This is a genomic window from Primorskyibacter sedentarius (assembly GCF_004342065.1).
GTDB classification, from domain to species: domain Bacteria; phylum Pseudomonadota; class Alphaproteobacteria; order Rhodobacterales; family Rhodobacteraceae; genus Primorskyibacter; species Primorskyibacter sedentarius.
Map to the genome: position 1 here is coordinate 789,273 of NZ_SLZU01000001.1, position 17,837 is coordinate 807,109.

Annotated in this window: 19 protein-coding genes; 8 read left to right on the forward strand and 11 right to left on the reverse strand. The window is 62.5% G+C overall.

The window, feature by feature from the left end; all coding sequences use genetic code 11:
- Positions 1-43: 43 nt before the first annotated feature.
- On the forward strand, positions 44-445 hold the full coding sequence (locus tag EDD52_RS03670; protein WP_132241892.1) for a hypothetical protein: 402 nt from the start codon (positions 44-46) through the stop codon (positions 443-445).
- Positions 446-450: 5 nt separating this feature from the next.
- Here EDD52_RS03670 and EDD52_RS03675 read toward each other — a convergent pair whose 3' ends face one another.
- A complete protein-coding gene (locus EDD52_RS03675; protein ID WP_132241894.1) occupies positions 451-906 on the reverse strand; it encodes a GNAT family N-acetyltransferase in 456 nt (151 codons plus the stop codon).
- Between the two features lie 191 nt (positions 907-1,097).
- Between EDD52_RS03675 and smc the strand changes: the two genes are divergently transcribed.
- The gene (gene smc, locus EDD52_RS03680) at positions 1,098-4,553 is read left to right on the forward strand and encodes a chromosome segregation protein SMC (RefSeq protein WP_132241896.1); all 3,456 of its coding nucleotides are present in this window, start codon (positions 1,098-1,100) and stop codon (positions 4,551-4,553) included.
- 72 nt (positions 4,554-4,625) lie between these two features.
- On the opposite strand, the gene EDD52_RS03685 is transcribed toward smc, so the two are convergent.
- From EDD52_RS03685 to EDD52_RS03695, 3 genes are all read right to left on the reverse strand, one after another.
- Positions 4,626-5,627 (reverse strand): PRC-barrel domain-containing protein, encoded by a 1,002-nt coding sequence (locus tag EDD52_RS03685; protein WP_132241898.1) that lies wholly within the window; start codon positions 5,625-5,627, stop codon positions 4,626-4,628.
- Between the two features lie 563 nt (positions 5,628-6,190).
- A complete protein-coding gene (locus tag EDD52_RS03690) occupies positions 6,191-6,418 on the reverse strand; it encodes a DUF1150 family protein (RefSeq protein ID WP_132241900.1) in 228 nt (75 codons plus the stop codon).
- 4 nt (positions 6,419-6,422) lie between these two features.
- The gene (locus EDD52_RS03695; RefSeq protein ID WP_132241902.1) at positions 6,423-6,836 is read right to left on the reverse strand and encodes an Hsp20 family protein; all 414 of its coding nucleotides are present in this window, start codon (positions 6,834-6,836) and stop codon (positions 6,423-6,425) included.
- A gap of 156 nt (positions 6,837-6,992) precedes the next feature.
- On the opposite strand from EDD52_RS03695, the gene EDD52_RS03700 reads away from it, so the two are divergent.
- The 3 genes from EDD52_RS03700 (at position 6,993) to EDD52_RS03710 (ending at position 8,930) form a co-directional block, all read left to right on the forward strand.
- Positions 6,993-7,217: a YdcH family protein gene (locus EDD52_RS03700; RefSeq protein ID WP_132241904.1), complete on the forward strand. Its 225-nt coding sequence runs from the start codon at positions 6,993-6,995 to the stop codon at positions 7,215-7,217.
- A gap of 61 nt (positions 7,218-7,278) precedes the next feature.
- On the forward strand, positions 7,279-7,776 hold the full coding sequence (gene purE / locus EDD52_RS03705; protein ID WP_132241906.1) for a 5-(carboxyamino)imidazole ribonucleotide mutase: 498 nt from the start codon (positions 7,279-7,281) through the stop codon (positions 7,774-7,776).
- Positions 7,777-7,853: 77 nt separating this feature from the next.
- The gene (locus EDD52_RS03710) at positions 7,854-8,930 is read left to right on the forward strand and encodes a 5-(carboxyamino)imidazole ribonucleotide synthase (RefSeq protein ID WP_132241908.1); all 1,077 of its coding nucleotides are present in this window, start codon (positions 7,854-7,856) and stop codon (positions 8,928-8,930) included.
- Positions 8,931-9,006: 76 nt separating this feature from the next.
- Here the strand turns inward: EDD52_RS03710 and EDD52_RS03715 are convergent, their stop codons facing one another.
- A complete protein-coding gene (locus EDD52_RS03715; protein WP_132241910.1) occupies positions 9,007-10,173 on the reverse strand; it encodes an alpha-D-ribose 1-methylphosphonate 5-triphosphate diphosphatase in 1,167 nt (388 codons plus the stop codon).
- Complete coding sequence (locus EDD52_RS03720; RefSeq protein ID WP_243651817.1) at positions 10,142-10,921, reverse strand: lipase family protein; 780 nt, start codon at positions 10,919-10,921, stop codon at positions 10,142-10,144. Before EDD52_RS03720 ends, EDD52_RS03715 begins: the two co-directional genes overlap by 32 nt.
- Positions 10,922-10,983: 62 nt before the next feature.
- On the opposite strand from EDD52_RS03720, the gene EDD52_RS03725 reads away from it, so the two are divergent.
- Positions 10,984-11,421, forward strand: coding sequence for an NUDIX domain-containing protein (locus EDD52_RS03725; protein WP_132241912.1), 438 nt, complete (start codon positions 10,984-10,986; stop codon positions 11,419-11,421).
- 6 nt (positions 11,422-11,427) lie between these two features.
- Here the strand turns inward: EDD52_RS03725 and EDD52_RS03730 are convergent, their stop codons facing one another.
- From EDD52_RS03730 to EDD52_RS03745, 4 genes are all read right to left on the reverse strand, one after another.
- The gene (locus EDD52_RS03730) at positions 11,428-11,967 is read right to left on the reverse strand and encodes a GNAT family N-acetyltransferase (RefSeq protein WP_243651818.1); all 540 of its coding nucleotides are present in this window, start codon (positions 11,965-11,967) and stop codon (positions 11,428-11,430) included.
- A gap of 17 nt (positions 11,968-11,984) precedes the next feature.
- Positions 11,985-12,620: a phage tail protein gene (locus tag EDD52_RS03735; protein WP_207905961.1), complete on the reverse strand. Its 636-nt coding sequence runs from the start codon at positions 12,618-12,620 to the stop codon at positions 11,985-11,987.
- A gap of 186 nt (positions 12,621-12,806) precedes the next feature.
- Positions 12,807-14,450, reverse strand: coding sequence for a chaperonin GroEL (gene groL, locus EDD52_RS03740; protein ID WP_132241914.1), 1,644 nt, complete (start codon positions 14,448-14,450; stop codon positions 12,807-12,809).
- Positions 14,451-14,506: 56 nt separating this feature from the next.
- The gene (locus tag EDD52_RS03745) at positions 14,507-14,818 is read right to left on the reverse strand and encodes a co-chaperone GroES (protein ID WP_132241915.1); all 312 of its coding nucleotides are present in this window, start codon (positions 14,816-14,818) and stop codon (positions 14,507-14,509) included.
- Between the two features lie 342 nt (positions 14,819-15,160).
- On the opposite strand from EDD52_RS03745, the gene EDD52_RS03750 reads away from it, so the two are divergent.
- Positions 15,161-16,090 (forward strand): L-lactate dehydrogenase, encoded by a 930-nt coding sequence (locus tag EDD52_RS03750; RefSeq protein WP_132241917.1) that lies wholly within the window; start codon positions 15,161-15,163, stop codon positions 16,088-16,090.
- Here the strand turns inward: EDD52_RS03750 and EDD52_RS03755 are convergent.
- Complete coding sequence (locus tag EDD52_RS03755; RefSeq protein WP_132241919.1) at positions 16,071-16,760, reverse strand: DUF2161 domain-containing phosphodiesterase; 690 nt, start codon at positions 16,758-16,760, stop codon at positions 16,071-16,073. The two genes, EDD52_RS03750 and EDD52_RS03755, sit on opposite strands and share 20 nt — an antisense overlap.
- 81 nt (positions 16,761-16,841) lie before the next feature.
- Here EDD52_RS03755 and EDD52_RS03760 point away from each other — a divergent pair, with 81 nt between their 5' ends.
- Positions 16,842-17,831 (forward strand): TraB/GumN family protein, encoded by a 990-nt coding sequence (locus tag EDD52_RS03760; RefSeq protein WP_132241921.1) that lies wholly within the window; start codon positions 16,842-16,844, stop codon positions 17,829-17,831.
- Positions 17,832-17,837 lie beyond the last annotated feature (6 nt).

Sequence of the window (17,837 nt, forward strand, 5' to 3'; positions counted from 1 at the left end):
CGAGTTTACCGGCTGTTAATCAGCCAGGGTCCAAGCTGTCGCAATGCGCGCTCTGATCGTCTTTCTGGTTTTTCTGACCGCCTGCAACATGGCGGGTCCGGGCTTTCGCGGCGCCACATCAGCCCGCGCCGAAGCTGGCGGGAGTCAGTTTTTGCTGCGTTACGCTGACGGGATGGTCGAGGTGACACGCACATCGCGCGAATTTCTACCCCGCTTTCCGGTCGTAGCCGAGCGCGCGGCAGAGGCGATACTGGCCCAGACGGGCTGCGAAAGCCGATGGTTCGTTGGCGATCCCGCGATGATGATTGCGGGCCTGTCCTGCAATGGCAGCCGCGCCCCTGCAAAACCGCGCAAACGACGAAGCTATGTTTGCGACGTGACGGGGGGCTACCTGTCTAGAAAACGCGGCGTTGGTGAACTGCAGATGGACTGCCGCAGGGGATGAGCGGATCAGGCCAGCCGTTTCTCCATGAAAATACTGGCGGGTGAGGCCGCGTAGCTGCCAAACGGTTCGCAAAGACCAAACCCCTGCCGGGCATAAAGCCTGTGCGCCTCGTGCAGAAGATCGCCGGTCTCCAGGCGGAGCAATGGCAGACCTTCGTCCCGTGCCACCGCCTCCAGCCGGGTGACGAGCATGGCCGCAATGCCCTGCCCGCGCGCCCGCGGTGCTGTGAACAGCGATTTGACCTCGCCATACCCCGCCATGCGCTTCATCGCGACACAGCCGACAATCTCTCCCGCGTCTTCGGCGAGCAGAAATGTCACGTCTTCGTCGCACAGAGCATCGATGGACAGGTAATGATTATCCTCGGCAGAAAACAGATCGCGCATATGCCGCTGGCTTTGCTTCAGCAACGTTTTGGCCTGGGGCTCGTGCGGTGATCCGGCCCTGATCGTTACGGTCATGCCCCCTCCTCTCCAACCTGTTGAAGTTGAGAATAAAATCTGCAATCGGTCAAGCAATTCCTGAAGGGCGGAGTGACTACATCTTGTGGATAAGATGCAAATTACCGCCACATGCTGCGCAGATAGCTTGACTTGACCCCGGCTGAGCCTTCAGTCTCGCAAAACACGAGGGAATCACGGGACCCGTTGTCTTGCGCTTTTCGAAACTCAGACTCACAGGCTTCAAAAGCTTTGTAGACCCCACCGATCTGATCATCGCGGATGGGTTGACCGGCGTTGTCGGGCCGAACGGGTGCGGCAAATCCAACCTGCTGGAAGCCTTGCGCTGGGTCATGGGTGAAAACCGGCCGACGGCGATGCGCGGCGGCGGGATGGAGGATGTGATCTTTGCCGGTGCCTCTACCCGACCTGCACGCAACTTTGCCGAGGTTTCCCTGACCATCGACAATTCGGACCGCCTCGCGCCGGCCGGGTTCAACGACAGCGACATGCTGGAGATTGTCCGCCGGATCACCCGTGACGTGGGCTCTGCCTACAAGACCAACAGCAAGGATGTGCGTGCGCGCGACGTTCAGATGCTCTTTGCCGATGCTTCCACCGGGTCGCATTCGCCCGCATTGGTGCGGCAGGGTCAGATCAGCGAACTTATCAACGCCAAGCCGAAATCACGCCGCCGCATCCTTGAAGAGGCTGCGGGGATTTCGGGCCTGTATGCACGCCGCCACGAAGCCGAGCTGAAACTGAAAAATACCGAAACCAATCTGACCCGCGTCGACGACGTGGTCGAACAGTTGGCCACGCAGCTTGCGCAGCTGGAACGGCAGGCAAAACAGGCCGCGCGCTATCGCTCTATCGGAGAAGAACTGCGGCGCGCCGAGGGGCTGTTGCTCTATCGCCGCTGGAAAGAGGCCGATCTGGCCTGCGCCGAAGCCGAAAGCGTGCTCCGGGAACGCACGTCAGTGGCGGCACAGTCGGAAACCGCCGCGCGCCAGGCTGCGAAACTGCGCGAGGAGCGTGACGCGAACCTGCCGCCCCTGCGCGAGGAAGAGGCGATCGCCGCCGCCGTCCTGCAACGCCTTCAGGTGCAGCGTGACACCCTCGCGGATCAGGAAAAGCGCGCGCTGGACGCGATCGAGACGTTGAAGCGACGCATCACCCAGATGGCGCTGGACATGGAGCGCGAAACCGGGCTGAACCGCGACGCGGGCGAGACGATTGACCAGTTGGAATGGGAAGCGCGCGAGCTTGCCAAGGCTGGCGAGGGGCATGACACCCGGCTGGAAGAAGCCGCAGCCGCCGCGCATGAGGCCGCAGAAGTGCTGCAAAGCCGGGAAGCGGACCTGTCACAGCGCACCGAGGATGTCGCGCGATTGGCGGCACGGCACCATTCAGCGATGCGGCTTCTGGAAGACAGCCGCAAGATGCTGGACAAGAACGAAAGCGAAGCCGCGCGTGCCCGTGATGCGATGCAGACCGCCGAAGAGGCGCTGGAAGCTGCGGGCGAAGCGATGGAGCGCGCCGCCAACGCAGAGGAACATGCCCGCGAAAACGCCGAACGGGCGGAAACGGCCCTGAACCTTGCCGAAGAGGCCCGCGCCGACACCCAGTCCCGAGAGGCAGATGCCCGCGCTGAACGGTCCGAGGCAGAGGGCGAAGCCAACGCCCTGCGCGCCGAGGTCACGGCGCTGGCGCGGTTGTTGGAACGCGACACGGCCGAAGGCGGCCAGGTGCTCGACCGGTTGCAGGTAGAACAAGGGTTCGAAAAGGCGCTTGGTGCTGCACTCGCAGACGATCTGCGCGCGCCAGAGGTGGAAGGCGATGGCCCGTCCGGCTGGGCGATCCTGCCGGACTACGACACCCGGCAGACCCTGCCAGAGGGCGTCACCCCGCTGACCAACCATGTATCGGTGCCGGATGTTCTGCAGCGCCGGATGGCCCAGATCGGTCTGGTCGAGGAAGAGGATGGCCAGCGTCTTCAGCCGCTGCTGAAGCCCGGACAGCGCCTTGTCAGCCTTGAAGGCGATCTTTGGCGTTGGGACGGGTATCGGGCCTGGGCGGCGGACGCACCATCCGCGGCGGCGCTGCGTCTGGAACAGCTTAATCGCCTGGAAGCGCTCAAGCAGGAAAACGCCCATGCCGAGGCGCGCGTCGATGGGGCGCGGGCCGCGCACGAGGCGCTGACGGCCAAGATGGCAGAGCTTGCCGCCGCCGATCAGCAAGCGCGCAAGGCCCGCCGCGACGCCGACGCACAGGTGACCGAGGCCAGCCGCGCCTTCAACCGGGCCGAGGCCGACCGCGATTTGGCCCGGGGCAAGCTGGAAAGCCTCGCCATGGCAGTGACCCGCTATGAAGAAGAGGCCATGTCCGCGCGCAAGCAGCTCGCCGAAGCAGAGCGCGCCGCGCAGGGTCTGGAAGACCTCGACAGTGCCCGGGCAGAGGTCGACGACATCAAGATGACGGTCGAAGCCGCGCGGATGACGATGATGGCCCGGCGATCGGCCCATGATGAATTGCGGCGTGAAGGCGAAGCGCGCCGCGCCCGCAGCCAGCAGGTCACGAAGGAATTGAGCGGCTGGCGGCACCGGCTGGAAACCGCCAAGACCCGCAGTCAGGAATTGCTGGACCGCAAGGAAGCAGCAGAAGAGGAACTGGAAGAAGCCAGCGCCGCGCCAGAGGAAATCGCCGCCAAGCGCGATGAACTTTCGCATGCGATCTCCGAGGCTGATGCCCGCCGGGCCGCCGCCGCAGATGCGCTTAGCGCTGCCGAAAGCGCCCTGCGCGAGGCAGAGACAGGCGAACGCGAGGCAGAGCGCGCGGCATCGGAGGCGCGCGAAGCACGGGCGCGGGCAGAGGCGCGGGCAGAAGCCGCCCGCGAGACCGTGGCTGCCGCCGAAGAGCGTATCGCAGAAGAGCAGGAAACGACCCCGCAAAAGCTCTTGGAACAGCTTGATGCCGACCCGGAGAAGATGGCCGATTCCGATAGTATTGAAACGGATGTGAACCGGCTGAAACGTCAGCGCGACGCGCTGGGGGCTGTGAACCTGCGTGCCGAGGAAGACGCCCGCGAAGTCCGCGAAGAGCATGATACGCTGGTCAACGAAAAGGCGGATCTTGAAGAGGCGGTGCGCACCCTGCGCAACGGCATCGCCAGCCTGAACCGCGAAGGCCGCGAGCGCCTTCTGACCGCCTTTGAACAGGTGAACAGCAACTTCCGCCTGCTGTTCACCCACCTGTTCAACGGGGGCGAAGCCAACCTCGTGATGGTCGAATCCGACGATCCGCTGGACGCGGGGCTGGAAATCATGTGCCAACCCCCTGGCAAGAAGCTGTCGACCCTCTCGCTGCTGTCTGGCGGAGAGCAGACCCTGACCGCTATGGCGCTGATCTTCGCGGTGTTCCTCGCGAACCCAGCGCCGATCTGCGTGCTGGACGAGGTCGATGCGCCGCTTGACGATGCCAACGTGACCCGGTTCTGCGATCTTCTGGACGAGATGTGTCGCCAGACCGACACGCGCTTTCTGATCATTACCCACCACGCCGTGACGATGAGCCGTATGGATCGCCTGTTCGGCGTCACGATGCAGGAACAGGGGGTCAGCCAGCTGGTGTCGGTTGACCTCAAGAAGGCCGAAACCCTGGTCGCATGATAGAAAAAACCCCGGGGGAAAGCCCCGGGGTTGGTACTCGTCAGCTACGTCGCGTGTCACATGGAGGTCGGCTTACATGCCGCGGTCTTCCATGCTTTCAAGCTCTTCCTTGGTGGCAGAGACATAGACGCGCAGATCATCGCCACCGTCTTCCTGCTGCAGGTTCAGCTTGTCGAACGGCATGGACACGTGCTTTTCGCCCAGACCAAGGAAGCCGCCAACGTCAAGGATGACTTCGCTGATCTTGCCGTCTTCGGCCACGATCACTTCGGAAATCTCACCGATCCACTCGTCCCGGCCGTCATAGACGCGGGCGCCGTCGATCATTTCGGCCGTCAGGGTCGCTGTGTCGGCAGCCATGTAACCTTCGGGCGAATGGGTCATGCCGTCCATCGCATGTTCGGTGTCGGCAGCCATTTCTTCGGCTTCCTGCTCGATATTCTGACCAGCAGTCTCGGCGGTTTCAACAGCCTGATCACCCGCTTCGTTCAGCTCGGCACCGGTCGTAACAACGGTTCCCTCTGCATCTTCAGCAGCATTTTCGACCGCATCAGCAGTTTTCTCGGTCGTTTCTTCGGCCATATCTGCGGCGTTTTCGCCAGTCCGCTCAACGCCGTTCCAGGCGCCAATGACGTCTGTATCGAATTCCGGCGCATTTTCGATCGAAGCGCGATCCGTGTTCAGCACGACGAAGAAATCGTCCGCATCATCGCTGTCAGAAACCAGCTTCAGCTCGGACAGGGTCACCGCGACGGTGCGCTCGCCGATGCCAAGGAAACCGCCGATATCAAGCAGGACAGCCTCCATATCGCCCGACCGCGACAGGATGACGTCGCTGATTTCGCCAATGCGGTCCCAGTCGGTTCCGGCATCGGCCATCGCTTCGCCTTCAACTTCGGCTTCGGTGGTGTAAACGCTCATCCCGATCAGACGCGAGGCACGCAGATCGGCATTGCTTTCGATCTTGGCGCTGTCAAGGAAGGGGCCGCTTTCGGTGGCCATGCTGTGGCTTTCAGCGAATGCGGGGATTGCACTGGCCATCACGATGGCGGTTGTTGCAAGCAGAGTTTTCATAGTTCAGTCCTCCAGTTTTCGTTTGCCGGGGACAGGCAGGTTTGCCCGTCTGGCTATGGAGGATGAACACGGCAGAAAGGGGGAATGTTCCTGCACGGATGACGAAAAAATTGTGCGGCTGGAGCCTTGAACCGGGATTTGACCACCCTATCACGCGCGCGTCCTCTAGGCGTCCTCTCGACCGCAATTCCGGCCCAAGAATTCTGACATAACTCCAAAGCGGCTCAGCGGCTTTTGCCATTCTATTTCAACAATTTACGAAAAGACCCGGCGCGCTCGATCCGAGAGCACGGCGGTTCCCATGAAAACGGGCAAATTGTTCGAGATTTGGCGCAATTCCGCCCAAAGAATTTGGGAGGGCATGGCCTCGCAACGGTCTGCCAGAAAACCCCATCGAAACGCCATGGGCGTGGATGCAACAAGGCCCGAACCGCACCGGGTTTCGGGCCTTGTGTAAGCTGGTTTGATGTGCCGCCACGCAGCGGCGCAGTTCGACCGCAGCGATCGCTGACGGCCTTACCGCGCAATCGCCATTTCAGAACAACAGGCCGGGCGCCGCAGGTTTAGTGAACGGTGACTGGCGCAAGATCGTTCTGGCGCGCGAGGATGAAGGCAAGCTGCCGGTCTTTCACCAGTGCCAACCGTTCGCCATCGGCGCGGTGTACCGCGTAAAGCTGCTTTACGCCGCCCGCCTGATTCTGAACCTCGGCAGGCAGGTCGGATACATTCACTTGGCGCACGTATACAATGCGCTCATCATCCAATTTCGGAAGCTCGATAGGGGTATGCATGACGTCAACCTTTCCTGATATGGATAGTCTGGACAACGGCTTCGGGGCGTGATCGTTCCAGATCGACATGGAGAAGCCCGTTCTCCATGAGAGCGTCGCCCACTTCGACCCCTTCAGCCAGAACGAAGGACCGCTGGAACTGTCGCGCCGCGATTCCGCGGTGCAGAAAGATCCGTCCCTCTTCATCGTCGCCTTGCTTGCCACGGATAACCAGCTGCCGATCTTCGACAGTGATCGACAGATCCTCTTCCTTGAAGCCGGCGACAGCCAGCGTGATCCGGTAGGAACACTCCGACGTTTGCTCAATGTTATAGGGAGGATAGCCCTCGTTACCCGATTTCGCCGTACGTTCCAGAGCGCGTTCAAGCTGCTCGAAACCCAGCATGTGCGGGTATGATCCCAGTGTCAGTTTCGTCATGCGGTGTCCTTATCAAACAAGCGACAATGCTGCGGCGGCCCTTATAGGCACCACCGCAACACAAATATGGGTCGCACCCCCGGCGCTTGCAAGACCTTTGCCAAACGCAAATCGACGCGGTATTCTGTAACCCCATAGTCTGTCAGGTATATATCCATGAACGCGCCCACTGATCTCTCGATGAAGACGGATGACGTCCTGCGCGTGGAGCTTGAGGTTTTTCGCAGCGAGCACCGCGACCTCGACGATGCGATTCGCGCGCTGAACGAACGTGGCACGGCCGACCAGATCACCTTGCAGCGTTTGAAAAAGAAAAAGCTGCGGCTGAAGGATCTGATCGCGCGAATCGAAGATCGGCTGCTGCCCGACATCATCGCCTGAGAGCCGTTGCCAGCAGGCGTGATCCGGCTATAGTGCCCGCTCTGATTTCGCGGAGGGCCGTATGGGCGACGACACATTGATCCGGGTTGGCATCATCATGGGCAGCCAGTCCGACTGGCCCACGATGAAGGAAGCCGCCGATATGCTGGCCGCGCTAGACGTGCCCTATGAGGCGCGCATCGTATCAGCCCACCGCACGCCAGACCGTCTTTGGGACTATGGCAAGACAGCCGTGGGCCGCGGCCTTCAGGTGATCATCGCGGGTGCCGGCGGTGCTGCGCATCTGCCCGGCATGATGGCGTCCAAGACGCGGGTGCCAGTGATCGGCGTGCCGGTGCAGACCCGCGCGCTTTCGGGTGTCGACAGCCTGTATTCCATCCTCCAGATGCCGCGCGGCTTTCCTGTTGCCACCATGGCCATCGGGGCTGCGGGTGCCGCGAATGCCGGGTTGATGGCCGCAGGCATTCTCGCGCTTCAGGACGACGCGCTTGCAAAGCGGCTGGACGACTGGCGCGCGGCGTTGTCAGCCTCCATCCCCGAGATTCCAACCGACGACTGACCCGTCTTGCACAGTTCGCTGGCCTTCTGTACCCCGCACGGCAACGCAGACCACGACAGCGCTGGAGGTTCGAGCAGATGACAAACCCGCTTCCCACAGGTTCGACCATCGGCATTCTGGGCGGGGGCCAGCTTGGCCGCATGCTCTCTGTCGCTGCTGCGCGGCTGGGGCTGCGCACCCATATCTACGAGCCCGGCGCCAACCCGCCCGCTGCCGATGTGGCGCATGCGGTCACGACGGCGTCATATGACGACGCGGCCGCCTTGGGCGCATTTGCAAAGAGCGTCGACGTCATCACCTACGAGTTCGAGAACATCCCGACGCAGGCGCTTGACGTGCTCGAAGCGATTGCGCCCGTCTTTCCGGGTCGCGAGGCGCTGCGGATCAGTCAGGACCGGCTGACAGAGAAAGACTTCCTTAGTGAACTGGGCCTGACCACCGCCCCTTACAAAGCGATAGACAGTGCCGAGGCGCTGGATGCCGCGCTGGCAGAGATTGGAACGCCTGCGATCCTGAAAACTCGCCGCTTTGGCTATGACGGCAAGGGGCAGGCGCGGATTTCCGCATCGTCTGACGCCGCTCAGGCATTCGCCGATATGGCCGGGGCGCCCGCGATCCTTGAGGGCTTTGTGGATTTCAGCCATGAGGTTTCGGTCATCGCCGCACGTGCGCTGGACGGGTCTGTCTCGGCCTTCGATCCGGGTGAGAATGTCCACAAGGATGGCATTCTGCGCACCACCACCGTGCCTGCGCGGCTCAGCTCTGCACAACGCAGCGACGCGGTACTGCTCGCCGCCCGCATCCTCAACGCGTTGAATTACGTTGGCGTCATGGGGGTCGAGCTGTTCGTGACGCCCAAGGGTCTGATCGTGAACGAAATCGCGCCGCGTGTGCATAATTCCGGGCACTGGACCCAGAACGGCTGTGCCATCGACCAGTTTGAACAGCACATTCGCGCCGTCGCTGGCTGGCCCCTCGGCGATGGGCAGCGCCATACGGATGTGGTGATGGAAAACCTGATCGGCGACGACATGGACCGCGTGGCCGACCTTGCGGCTGAACCGGATTGCGCGCTGCATCTTTATGGCAAGGCAGAGGTCAAACCGGGCCGCAAGATGGGTCATGTGAACCGCATTCAGCGCGGCAAAGCCTAGGGCATTTTGACGTCAGGCAGGTCCGTGCCCATGGCCAGACTGGATTGGCGAGGGACAGCGCCAGTTTGCACGGCGTTCAGGCCAGAAACCGCGAAGCGACCCGCCCTGTCATATATGCAACCTGTCCGCCGCTGATGACGGCCCCGACGCGCCGCGTGTCTTCTTCCAGAACCACCAGATCGGCACGAAGGCCGGGTGCCAACGCGCCACGGTCCGCCAGGCCCAGAACCCGCGCAGGCCCGGAAGACACCAACGCCCAGGCCTCCTCCAGCGGCAGGATATCCTGATCGACCAGCCGCCAGACGGCTTGCCGCATCGCAGGATAGTGGTAGTCGGAGGCAAGCGCGTCGCACAGACCCTCGCGCACAAGCTCTGTGGCAGAGGCATTGCCCGCATGGCTCGCCCCGCGCACCACGTTCGGCGCGCCCAGTACGATCGCATCCCCGCCTTGCCGCGCGGCACTCGCTGCCTCTGCCGTTTCGGGGAATTCGGATACAAGAACGCCTTTTCTCCGCCAATCCTCCCGCACCTCGGCGGTGCGGTCATCATGGCTGCCCAGCCGAATACCTTGCGCTGACAATGCCTTACACAGCGCCGCAACCGCCGCTGGCACTTCGCCACCGCGTGCGTGCAGATCCTGCATCAGGGCCAGATGGGTCTCGGGCGAGCGCCCGGATTTCAGCGCCTGCCCCGTCAGACGTGGTGGCTTGCGCCCCTCGGACAGGCGCTGATGCGGCAGATGATCGTTCAGCACAACGTATGAGATGTCATGCGCGGCGATCATCTCCAGCACGCGGGGGAAATCGTCCATCATATGCGTCTCCAACCGCAATTGCAGTTGCAGATCGACCGCCACACTGTCGCGAACCGCGCCGACTGCGGTGAAGACAGAGGCGGCGAATTCCGGGCTGCGCATCCCGCCTTCCCAGCTGAAGAACTGCGCCATGACGCCCGTAGTGATGCCGTTTACCGCCAACTCGGCCGCCGTGGCGATCACGCCGTTTTCCGCCTCTCGCAAGGCGCCCCGACGCGGCGCCATGTGGCGTTCGAAACCGTCACCATGCACGTCAATCAGCCCGGGCAGCACCAGACACCCGGCAAGGTCGACCTGCCGCCCATCTGCCGCCTCGCTGATCAGCCCACCCGACAGGCAAAGCGCGTCGGCGTCCCACCCTTCGGGCCGCAGCACGCGCGCGCCCGTCAGCGTCAGGTCAAGGGCTGGCCCCGAAGTCGAATAGCTCATTGTCATCCTCCAGACAGCCCTGCAGCGCACAGGTCAGGCCGCTGCGAAGCAGGACCTCGGCCCAGCCCATATCCGGCCTGAATTGGCCGGTCTCCAGATATTCCAGAACCTGCGCGATCACCAGCGGGCTCTGCATCATGAAGGTATGTGTGACGGGCAGAACGATGAAATCGTCCATGCCTGCCACCTGTGTCGAGGCGACAGAGACCTTTCCGTCATCCGGCCCGTCGATCATCAGCGAAAACACCGGATTGAGCGATCGATTGCCCGCGATCACACCCAGATCGGCCTCTACGGGCGGCAGGTCTGTCACCACGCCGTCACTGGCCAGTTGCACGCCGGCCGGGCCGTTGACCCAGCCAAAGGCCGCAAGATCGCGCAGGTGGTCGACCAGTTCGCTGCCCGCATTGGGCGGACCAAGCATGACCACGCGGCCCATGTCTTCGGGCCGGTTCCCCTCTGCCAACCACAGTCGCAAAAGGATACCGCCCATCGAATGGGTCACGAAATGCACCCGGTCCTCGCCGCATTCCGCAACCGCTGCGGGCAAGGTTTCGCGCATCAATGGCTCAAGCGGTTCGTGGGTCGAATCGTAGCCCGGATTGACAGTGCGATATCCGGCTGCCTCAAGGCTCCACGCCATGAGCGTCAGACTGGCTTCAGTGCGCGCAAGCCCGTGCAGCAGCACGACGCAATCGGCAAGGGCCGCGCCGGGAAGCATCGCCAGAAAAAGAATGAACCACCGCATACGCCTTGAGATAGTCCGCCCGATCCCCCTACAACAGGGGCAAATGCACACGGAGCCGGTTTATGTCGCCACGTCTTGCCCTGCGCGCCGTCATCGTCGAAGACGGCCGATTGTTGATGGTGAATGCCTGGAAGGACGGTGACCTGTGGTGCGCACCGGGCGGCGGCGCCGAGATGCACCAGTCCCTGCCCGAAAACCTTGCGCGCGAAGTATGGGAGGAATGCGGGCTGAAGATCGCGGTCGGGCAAACCTGCCTTTTGAACGAATATCACGAAGAGGCGCGCGGGTTTCATCAGGTAGAGCTGTTCTTTCACTGCCGCATCCTCGGCGGTGATCGCAACGGCGCGTGGACCGACCCTGAAGGCATCGTGACAGAGAGGCGATGGGTTACGAAGACCGAACTGGCCACGATGCGCCACAAGCCCGACAGCCTTGCGCAGGTGGCTTTTGAACCACCTGCGCCGCCGATTTACGATCCGCTGGAACCGCTCGCCTACTGAATAGGATCAGCCGAACGCGCGTGGATATTCGAGGGTCTCTTCGGGCACAGCATCGCCCGGACCTGCCAGCAGAAGATGCGAAGCCGGATAGGGTGCGCGAAGCTTGGCAGCCCGTTCCGACGAGAAGCCGCACCGCCGGTAGAACGCCGGATCGCCCAGCACGACGAGGAACACACCAGAGCGACGCGCCCATTCAGCGAGCATGCCAACCATGCGGCGACCATGGCCGAAACCCTGAAAATCCGGCGCGATGGCGATGGGTGCAAGGCACAGCCAGCCCTGGGGGCTGCGCATTTCCGACAGGGCCGCATAGCCTACGATCCGGTCCTCGAAGGGCAGAACCTGCTCTCCGGCCAGCGCCCGATCGGCGCGCAGACGTCGCACCAAAGCCGCCTCGTCCGGGCCGCCAAAGGCCGCTTGCAAGAGCTGGTCTGCCTGAGCAAGCTCTGATCCGCGCATCTCGCGCAGAAATCCGGGGCGGCGGATCGTCAATGGCCGCTGTTGAAGGTAGGGACGCACAGCGCATCCCGACATTTCACCTTGCATCATTTTCTCCTCCGTCTTCAGCTCCGACTGGGGTAGGCGCCCTCGATCGCAATGCAGAATTTCATTCCGATAAAGGGCTGGACAATACTCACGGGTTGTCCTCCGCCGGTCGGTGCAATTGTAGTCGATACGGTCGTCGCGGCCGCGTCGTTGCGCAGCGTGGCGTCAACCGTTGTAGACCCATAGGTATTCCCGCTCGCTTCGGCGAGGATACCGTCCTCCGGGCTTTGTTCCGTCGCACTTTCGTTAGAGGCGTTCAGAACAGTGGTGGCCGTGGTGGTGGCCGTGTGGGTGTGGTTTGGCATGTTCGACTGGGTGATCGTCACCATCTCCACCCCGCCGGTCTGGCCCTGCTGGATGGGTGACAGCCCGGCGCCCTGCCCCATCCCGACCACGACACGCGACCGCAGGTCAGGCAAAGCAAAGGTTGTGCGCCCATCACCGCCATAGGTTGTCCCAAGGAGCGAAAACAAGGCATTGTACTGCGAAATCGGCATCAACCGACCATCAGTTTCCGCCCACCCGCGCGGGCAGTAATTCTCACCGACCATCACGATGTCGCCGATGTAGGGGTTCGTCCCGGCCTCTGTCGATTCTGTAAACGCCATCGTCAGGACAGCAACGGATACGGCGAAACCTGCCAGTTTATTCAAGTTTATGTCTCCCTTTCGCTCGGGATCTAAATTGCAGGCGATCCCGGAGCCTCAACCATAAGGCGAAACACGGGCTGTCGGAAAGAATTATCTTTACGCATGGTCACCGTGACCCGCAGACTTGGGTGCAGAAACGAAAAGGGGCCGCCCGAAGGCGACCCCAAAAGGCTTGAGCCGAGAGGCAGATTACATCATGCCGCCCATGCCGCCCATGTCGGGCATGCCGCCACCGGGGGCAGCGCCTTCCTTGGCGGGCTTGTCGGCAACCATTGCCTCGGTGGTGATCAGCAGGCCGGCGATCGAGGATGCATCCTCAAGCGCGGTGCGGACCACTTTGGCCGGATCGATAACGCCGAACTTGAACATGTCGCCATATTCGTCGGTCTGTGCGTTATAGCCGAACTTCAGGTCGTCGGATTCGCGGACTTTGCCAGCCACAACCGAACCGTCGACGCCGGCGTTCTCGGCGATCTGACGCAGCGGTGCTTCAAGCGCCTTGCGAACGATGACGATACCAGCGTTCTGATCGGCGTTTGCACCGGTCAGACCTTCAAGCGTCTTGGCCGCCTGAACCAGGCTGACGCCGCCGCCAACCACGATGCCTTCTTGAACAGCAGCGCGGGTTGCGTTCAGCGCGTCATCAACGCGGTCTTTACGCTCTTTCACTTCGACTTCGGTCATGCCGCCAACGCGGATGACTGCAACGCCGCCTGCGAGCTTCGCAACGCGTTCCTGCAGCTTCTCACGGTCGTAGTCGCTGGTGGTTTCTTCGATCTGGTTGCGGATCTGAGCGACGCGCGCTTCGATCTCGGCCTTCTCGCCTGCACCGTCAACGATGGTGGTCTCATCCTTGGAGATCGAGACTTTCTTGGCAGTGCCAAGCATGTCCATGGTCACGGATTCCAGCTTCATGCCCAGATCTTCCGAGATCACCTGACCGCCTGTCAGGATCGCGATGTCCTGCAGCATGGCCTTGCGGCGATCGCCGAAGCCCGGCGCCTTGACAGCAGCAATTTTCAGGCCGCCGCGCAGCTTGTTGACCACGAGGGTCGCCAGCGCTTCGCCTTCAACGTCTTCCGCAATGATCAGCAGCGGCTTTTGCGACTGAATCACCTGCTCGAGCAGCGGAACCATCGGCTGAAGCGACGACAGTTTCTTCTCGTGCAGCAGGATCATGCAGTCTTCGAGATCTGCAATCATCTTGTCAGAGTTGGTGACGAAATAGGGGCTGAGGTAGCCACGGTCGAACTGCATGCCTTCGACAACATCGGTCTCTGTTTCCAGACCTTTGTTTTCTTCGACGGTGATAACACCCTCGTTGCCGACTTTCTGCATGGCGTCCGCAATCTGCTGGCCGATTTCGGCTTCGCCGTTGGCAGAGATCGTGCCGACCTGAGCAACTTCGGCCGAGTCGTTGACCGGGCGGGAGGCTGCTTTGATCGCTGCAACCACCTTGGAAGTCGCGAGGTCGATACCGCGCTTGAGGTCCATCGGGTTCATGCCCGCTGCGACCGACTTCAGGCCTTCGCGAACGATGGCTTGTGCCAGAACAGTTGCGGTGGTGGTGCCGTCACCGGCTTCGTCATTGGTGCGGGAAGCAACTTCCTTGACCATCTGCGCGCCCATGTTCTCGAACTTGTCTTCCAGTTCGATCTCTTTGGCGACAGAAACACCGTCCTTGGTGATGCGCGGTGCGCCGAACGATTTGTCCAGAACCACGTTACGGCCTTTGGGGCCAAGGGTCACCTTGACCGCATCGGCCAGGATGTTGACGCCGCGCAGCATCTTGTTGCGGGCATCGGTATCGAATTTGACGTCTTTAGCGGACATTCGGGATTACTCCTCAGATCTTCCGTAATTTCTATGGGGTTCGCGATCGTGGGCGATCAGGCGGCCTTGGCGGCTGCGTCGTCCTCGATGATGCCGAGGATGTCGCTTTCCTTCATGATAAGAAGTTCTTCGCCATCAACGGTGACCTCGGTGCCCGACCATTTGCCGAACAGGATCTTGTCGCCGGCCGAAACGGCCATCTCGATCAGCTCGCCCGAATCCTTGCGCGCGCCTTCGCCGCAAGCAACGACGATACCTTCAGCAGGCTTTTCCTTGGCGCTGTCGGGAATGATCAGGCCGCCCTTGGTTTTCTCGTCGCTTTCCACACGGCGGACCAGCACACGGTCATGAAGCGGTTTAAATGCCATTGCAAGAAGCTCCTTGGCTCTTAGGTTTCCTCCAGACCCTCCGGTGGCTTCCGGGGATCATTATCACTCGCAGAGGTCGAGTGCTAACGACGCATAGCTAGGCATGTCGCTGCGTCGTGTCAACAGCCCGATCAAGAAATCCGCACAGTCCGAAACGGGGGTGCATGTGGGAGCCCTGAGCCCCGCCGCCGCGATGGCTGGCACCATAAGCCCCGCGACGCCCCCGCAAACGCGCGAAATTCCGGCGCAAAGCCCCTGCCCGGCCTGCACGGGCTTGTTTCCTTTGCACCCCGCACCCCGCCGCGCCTAAGCTGGCGGAAGGCAGATTGGAGCATGGCAGGCATGAAAATCGGAATCGTCGGGGCCGGAATGGTCGGATCAGCTGCCGCATTTGCCTGCGTCATGCGCGGTGTCGCGTCGCGCATCGTGTTGGTGGATATCAATCGGGCCCGCGCGTTGGCAGAGGCCGAAGATATTGCCCATGCCGCACCATTTGCCGGTGCCACCCGCGTGGATGCGGGCAGCTATGACGACCTCAAAGGCGCACAGGTGGTGATCCTGTCCTGCGGTGTCGGGCAGAAGCCGGGGGAGACACGGCTTGAATTGCTTGGACTCAATGCCGCCGTGTTCCGCGATGTGGTCACAGAGGTCATGCGCGCCAGCCCGGATGCCATCCTGCTGGTCGCCTCAAACCCTGTCGATGTGATGGGCCAGATCACCACCGCGCTCAGCGGCCTGCCGCCCGGACGGGTGATCGCCTCGGGCACAATACTCGACACCGCCCGGTACCGCTGGCTTTTGGGGCGTCACCTTGGCATCGCGCCGCAATCGGTTCACGCCTATGTGCTGGGGGAACACGGCGACAGCGAGGTGTTGGCCTGGTCCAGCGCCCGCGCCGGGTCGGTCCCCGTCGGGGATTTTGCGGCACAGATCGGCAAACCGCTCGACGCCGGCCAGATGGCCCGGATCGACAAGGGCGTGCGGCGCGCGGCCTACACCATCATCGAGGGCAAGGGCGCCACGTGGTACGGCATCGGCGCAGGTCTTGCCCGCATCGTGGCCGCCATCGCCCGAGACGAGCAGACCGTGCTGACCGTGTCCTGCGTGTCGGATGTTCAGGGCGTCCGCGAGGTTGCCTGCTCTGTGCCGCGCGTGCTTGGCGCGGGAGGCGTCACCGAAGCACTGGTGCCCGAACTCTCCACGGACGAGGCCGATGCCCTGCGCGCCTCTGCCGAAATGCTCAAAGAGACATTCAGCGCGGTTCCCCTGTAGCCGTCTCATCCCAGCTATAGGCCCAATGCACCAGCCCCTCGCGCCCCTGATCGGTCAGGGCATAGACACCGGTGCTGACCTTCTCGAACCAGCCGTAATGATTGTCCCGCATGATCCGTGTGGCGACCTTGACGCCGGTCACCTTGACAACGTCGCGCCCCCGGCTGGCGCCCAGTTGCGCCAGACAGGCGGCACAGCGCAGCGCGTCCTGACGATAGCCCGTCACGATCCCGTGCCGCGTTGCGCCACCGTCGTTGGGGTCCCCTTCCAGCCGGTTGAATTCCCGCAGCAGCCGGGCCGCGGCCTTCTTGTTTTGGCGGGGCGCGTAGGGGCCGGGATCGCAATGCACCTCGACCCGCCCGTCTTCCCGCACAGTCATCAGCCCCAGCCCAAGCCTGCGGCACAGCGCGAGATTGTCCTTGAGCACCCGCCGCGCCGTCCGGCCCGTGGGCCTTGGCACCGCGATATAGACCGCCTCGGTCACCGAAAGACGGCGGACCGCCTGATGAAACAGGGTGAGCGCGAAACGCAGCTTCAACTCCACGATCACGGGCGGCTCTTGGCCACGCCGGGCGACCAGATCGGCAGCCCCGACCTCGCCCTTGACCTCATAGCCCTGACGTTCCAGAAGCGCCTTGACCGGCGGATAAAGATCGCTCTCGCGGTTCATGGTGGGATCATGCCCGCATGGCCCGGCTTGTCCAGACCCAGCCGTCGCGATAGCGTGACGCCGAACTGAAAGAGGCCCCCCATGTTACGCGCCCTGGTCACCCTGATTCTCTTTGGATTGGCAAATATCGCCAGCGCGCAATGCCTGGGCACCGACCTGCGCCACAGCCTGCCCGCGGAGCTGCAAAAGGAGCTTGCGGCACGTCTTGCACAGACGCCCTTCGCAGAGGGCAATCACTGGATGGCAAGGCGCGACGGCCAACTTGTTCACCTGATCGGAACCGTCCATATCGACGACCCCCGCCTTGACGCGCCCTTTGAACGGCTGCGGCCGATCCTTGAAGCGGCGGACCGTATCCTGCTGGAGGTCACACCAGACGAGGAGGCCGCCCTCCATTCGGCGCTCTCTACCCAGCCAGAGCTGCTCTTGCTGACCGATACGACCCTGCCCGAACTGCTGCCGGAAGAGGACTGGCAGGCCCTGTCGCGTGCGGCATCGGCGCGTGGCTTGCCGCCCATTTTGGTGTCCAAGTATCAGCCGTGGTATCTGGCGACGCTCCTGTCGATACCGCCCTGCGCCATGTCCACCTTGACAGGGGGCGTCGCGGGAATGGACGGCCGGATTGCCGCCTTCGCGCAGGAAAACGGCAAAGAGCTGCTGTCGTTAGAGGCTTTTGACACCGGGATGCGTGCCTTCGGCGAGATGAGCCGCGACGATCAGATCGATTTGCTGATGTCCAGTATCGTGCCGAACCAGACGGCAGAAGACATGTTCGCCACCCTGCTTGCCACCTATTTCGCGGAGCGTCACGCCGAGGCGTGGGAGGTTATGCGCGAGCTTTCGGTGCTGCACGCCCCCAATTCAGCCGGGGACAACGACCCCGCGCTGGACAAGATGGAACGCGCGCTTCTGGCCACGCGCAATCAGACCTGGATTCCCGTTATCACAGCAGCCGCGGCAAAAGGCGGCCTGATCGTCGCAGCCTTTGGTGCGGCGCATCTGTCCGGCCCCGACGGGGTGCTTGCCCTGCTACAAGCGCGCGGCTTCACGCTGGAACGACAGCAATTCTGAACCGGG

What these genes read in the sequence shown, in the direction of transcription:
- EDD52_RS03670 (WP_132241892.1), top strand. Translation starts at nt 44, where the DNA reads ATGCGCGCTCTGATCGTCTTTCTGGTTTTTCTGACCGCCTGCAACATG.
- EDD52_RS03675 (WP_132241894.1), bottom strand. Translation starts at nt 906, where the DNA reads ATGACCGTAACGATCAGGGCCGGATCACCGCACGAGCCCCAGGCCAAA.
- EDD52_RS03685 (WP_132241898.1), bottom strand. Translation starts at nt 5,627, where the DNA reads ATGAAAACTCTGCTTGCAACAACCGCCATCGTGATGGCCAGTGCAATC.
- EDD52_RS03690 (WP_132241900.1), bottom strand. Translation starts at nt 6,418, where the DNA reads ATGCATACCCCTATCGAGCTTCCGAAATTGGATGATGAGCGCATTGTA.
- EDD52_RS03695 (WP_132241902.1), bottom strand. Translation starts at nt 6,836, where the DNA reads ATGACGAAACTGACACTGGGATCATACCCGCACATGCTGGGTTTCGAG.
- EDD52_RS03700 (WP_132241904.1), top strand. Translation starts at nt 6,993, where the DNA reads ATGAACGCGCCCACTGATCTCTCGATGAAGACGGATGACGTCCTGCGC.
- purE (WP_132241906.1), top strand. Translation starts at nt 7,279, where the DNA reads ATGGGCGACGACACATTGATCCGGGTTGGCATCATCATGGGCAGCCAG.
- EDD52_RS03710 (WP_132241908.1), top strand. Translation starts at nt 7,854, where the DNA reads ATGACAAACCCGCTTCCCACAGGTTCGACCATCGGCATTCTGGGCGGG.
- EDD52_RS03715 (WP_132241910.1), bottom strand. Translation starts at nt 10,173, where the DNA reads ATGAGCTATTCGACTTCGGGGCCAGCCCTTGACCTGACGCTGACGGGC.
- EDD52_RS03720 (WP_243651817.1), bottom strand. Translation starts at nt 10,921, where the DNA reads ATGCGGTGGTTCATTCTTTTTCTGGCGATGCTTCCCGGCGCGGCCCTT.
- EDD52_RS03725 (WP_132241912.1), top strand. Translation starts at nt 10,984, where the DNA reads ATGTCGCCACGTCTTGCCCTGCGCGCCGTCATCGTCGAAGACGGCCGA.
- EDD52_RS03730 (WP_243651818.1), bottom strand. Translation starts at nt 11,967, where the DNA reads ATGCAAGGTGAAATGTCGGGATGCGCTGTGCGTCCCTACCTTCAACAG.
- groL (WP_132241914.1), bottom strand. Translation starts at nt 14,450, where the DNA reads ATGTCCGCTAAAGACGTCAAATTCGATACCGATGCCCGCAACAAGATG.
- EDD52_RS03745 (WP_132241915.1), bottom strand. Translation starts at nt 14,818, where the DNA reads ATGGCATTTAAACCGCTTCATGACCGTGTGCTGGTCCGCCGTGTGGAA.
- EDD52_RS03750 (WP_132241917.1), top strand. Translation starts at nt 15,161, where the DNA reads ATGAAAATCGGAATCGTCGGGGCCGGAATGGTCGGATCAGCTGCCGCA.
- EDD52_RS03755 (WP_132241919.1), bottom strand. Translation starts at nt 16,760, where the DNA reads ATGAACCGCGAGAGCGATCTTTATCCGCCGGTCAAGGCGCTTCTGGAA.
- EDD52_RS03760 (WP_132241921.1), top strand. Translation starts at nt 16,842, where the DNA reads ATGTTACGCGCCCTGGTCACCCTGATTCTCTTTGGATTGGCAAATATC.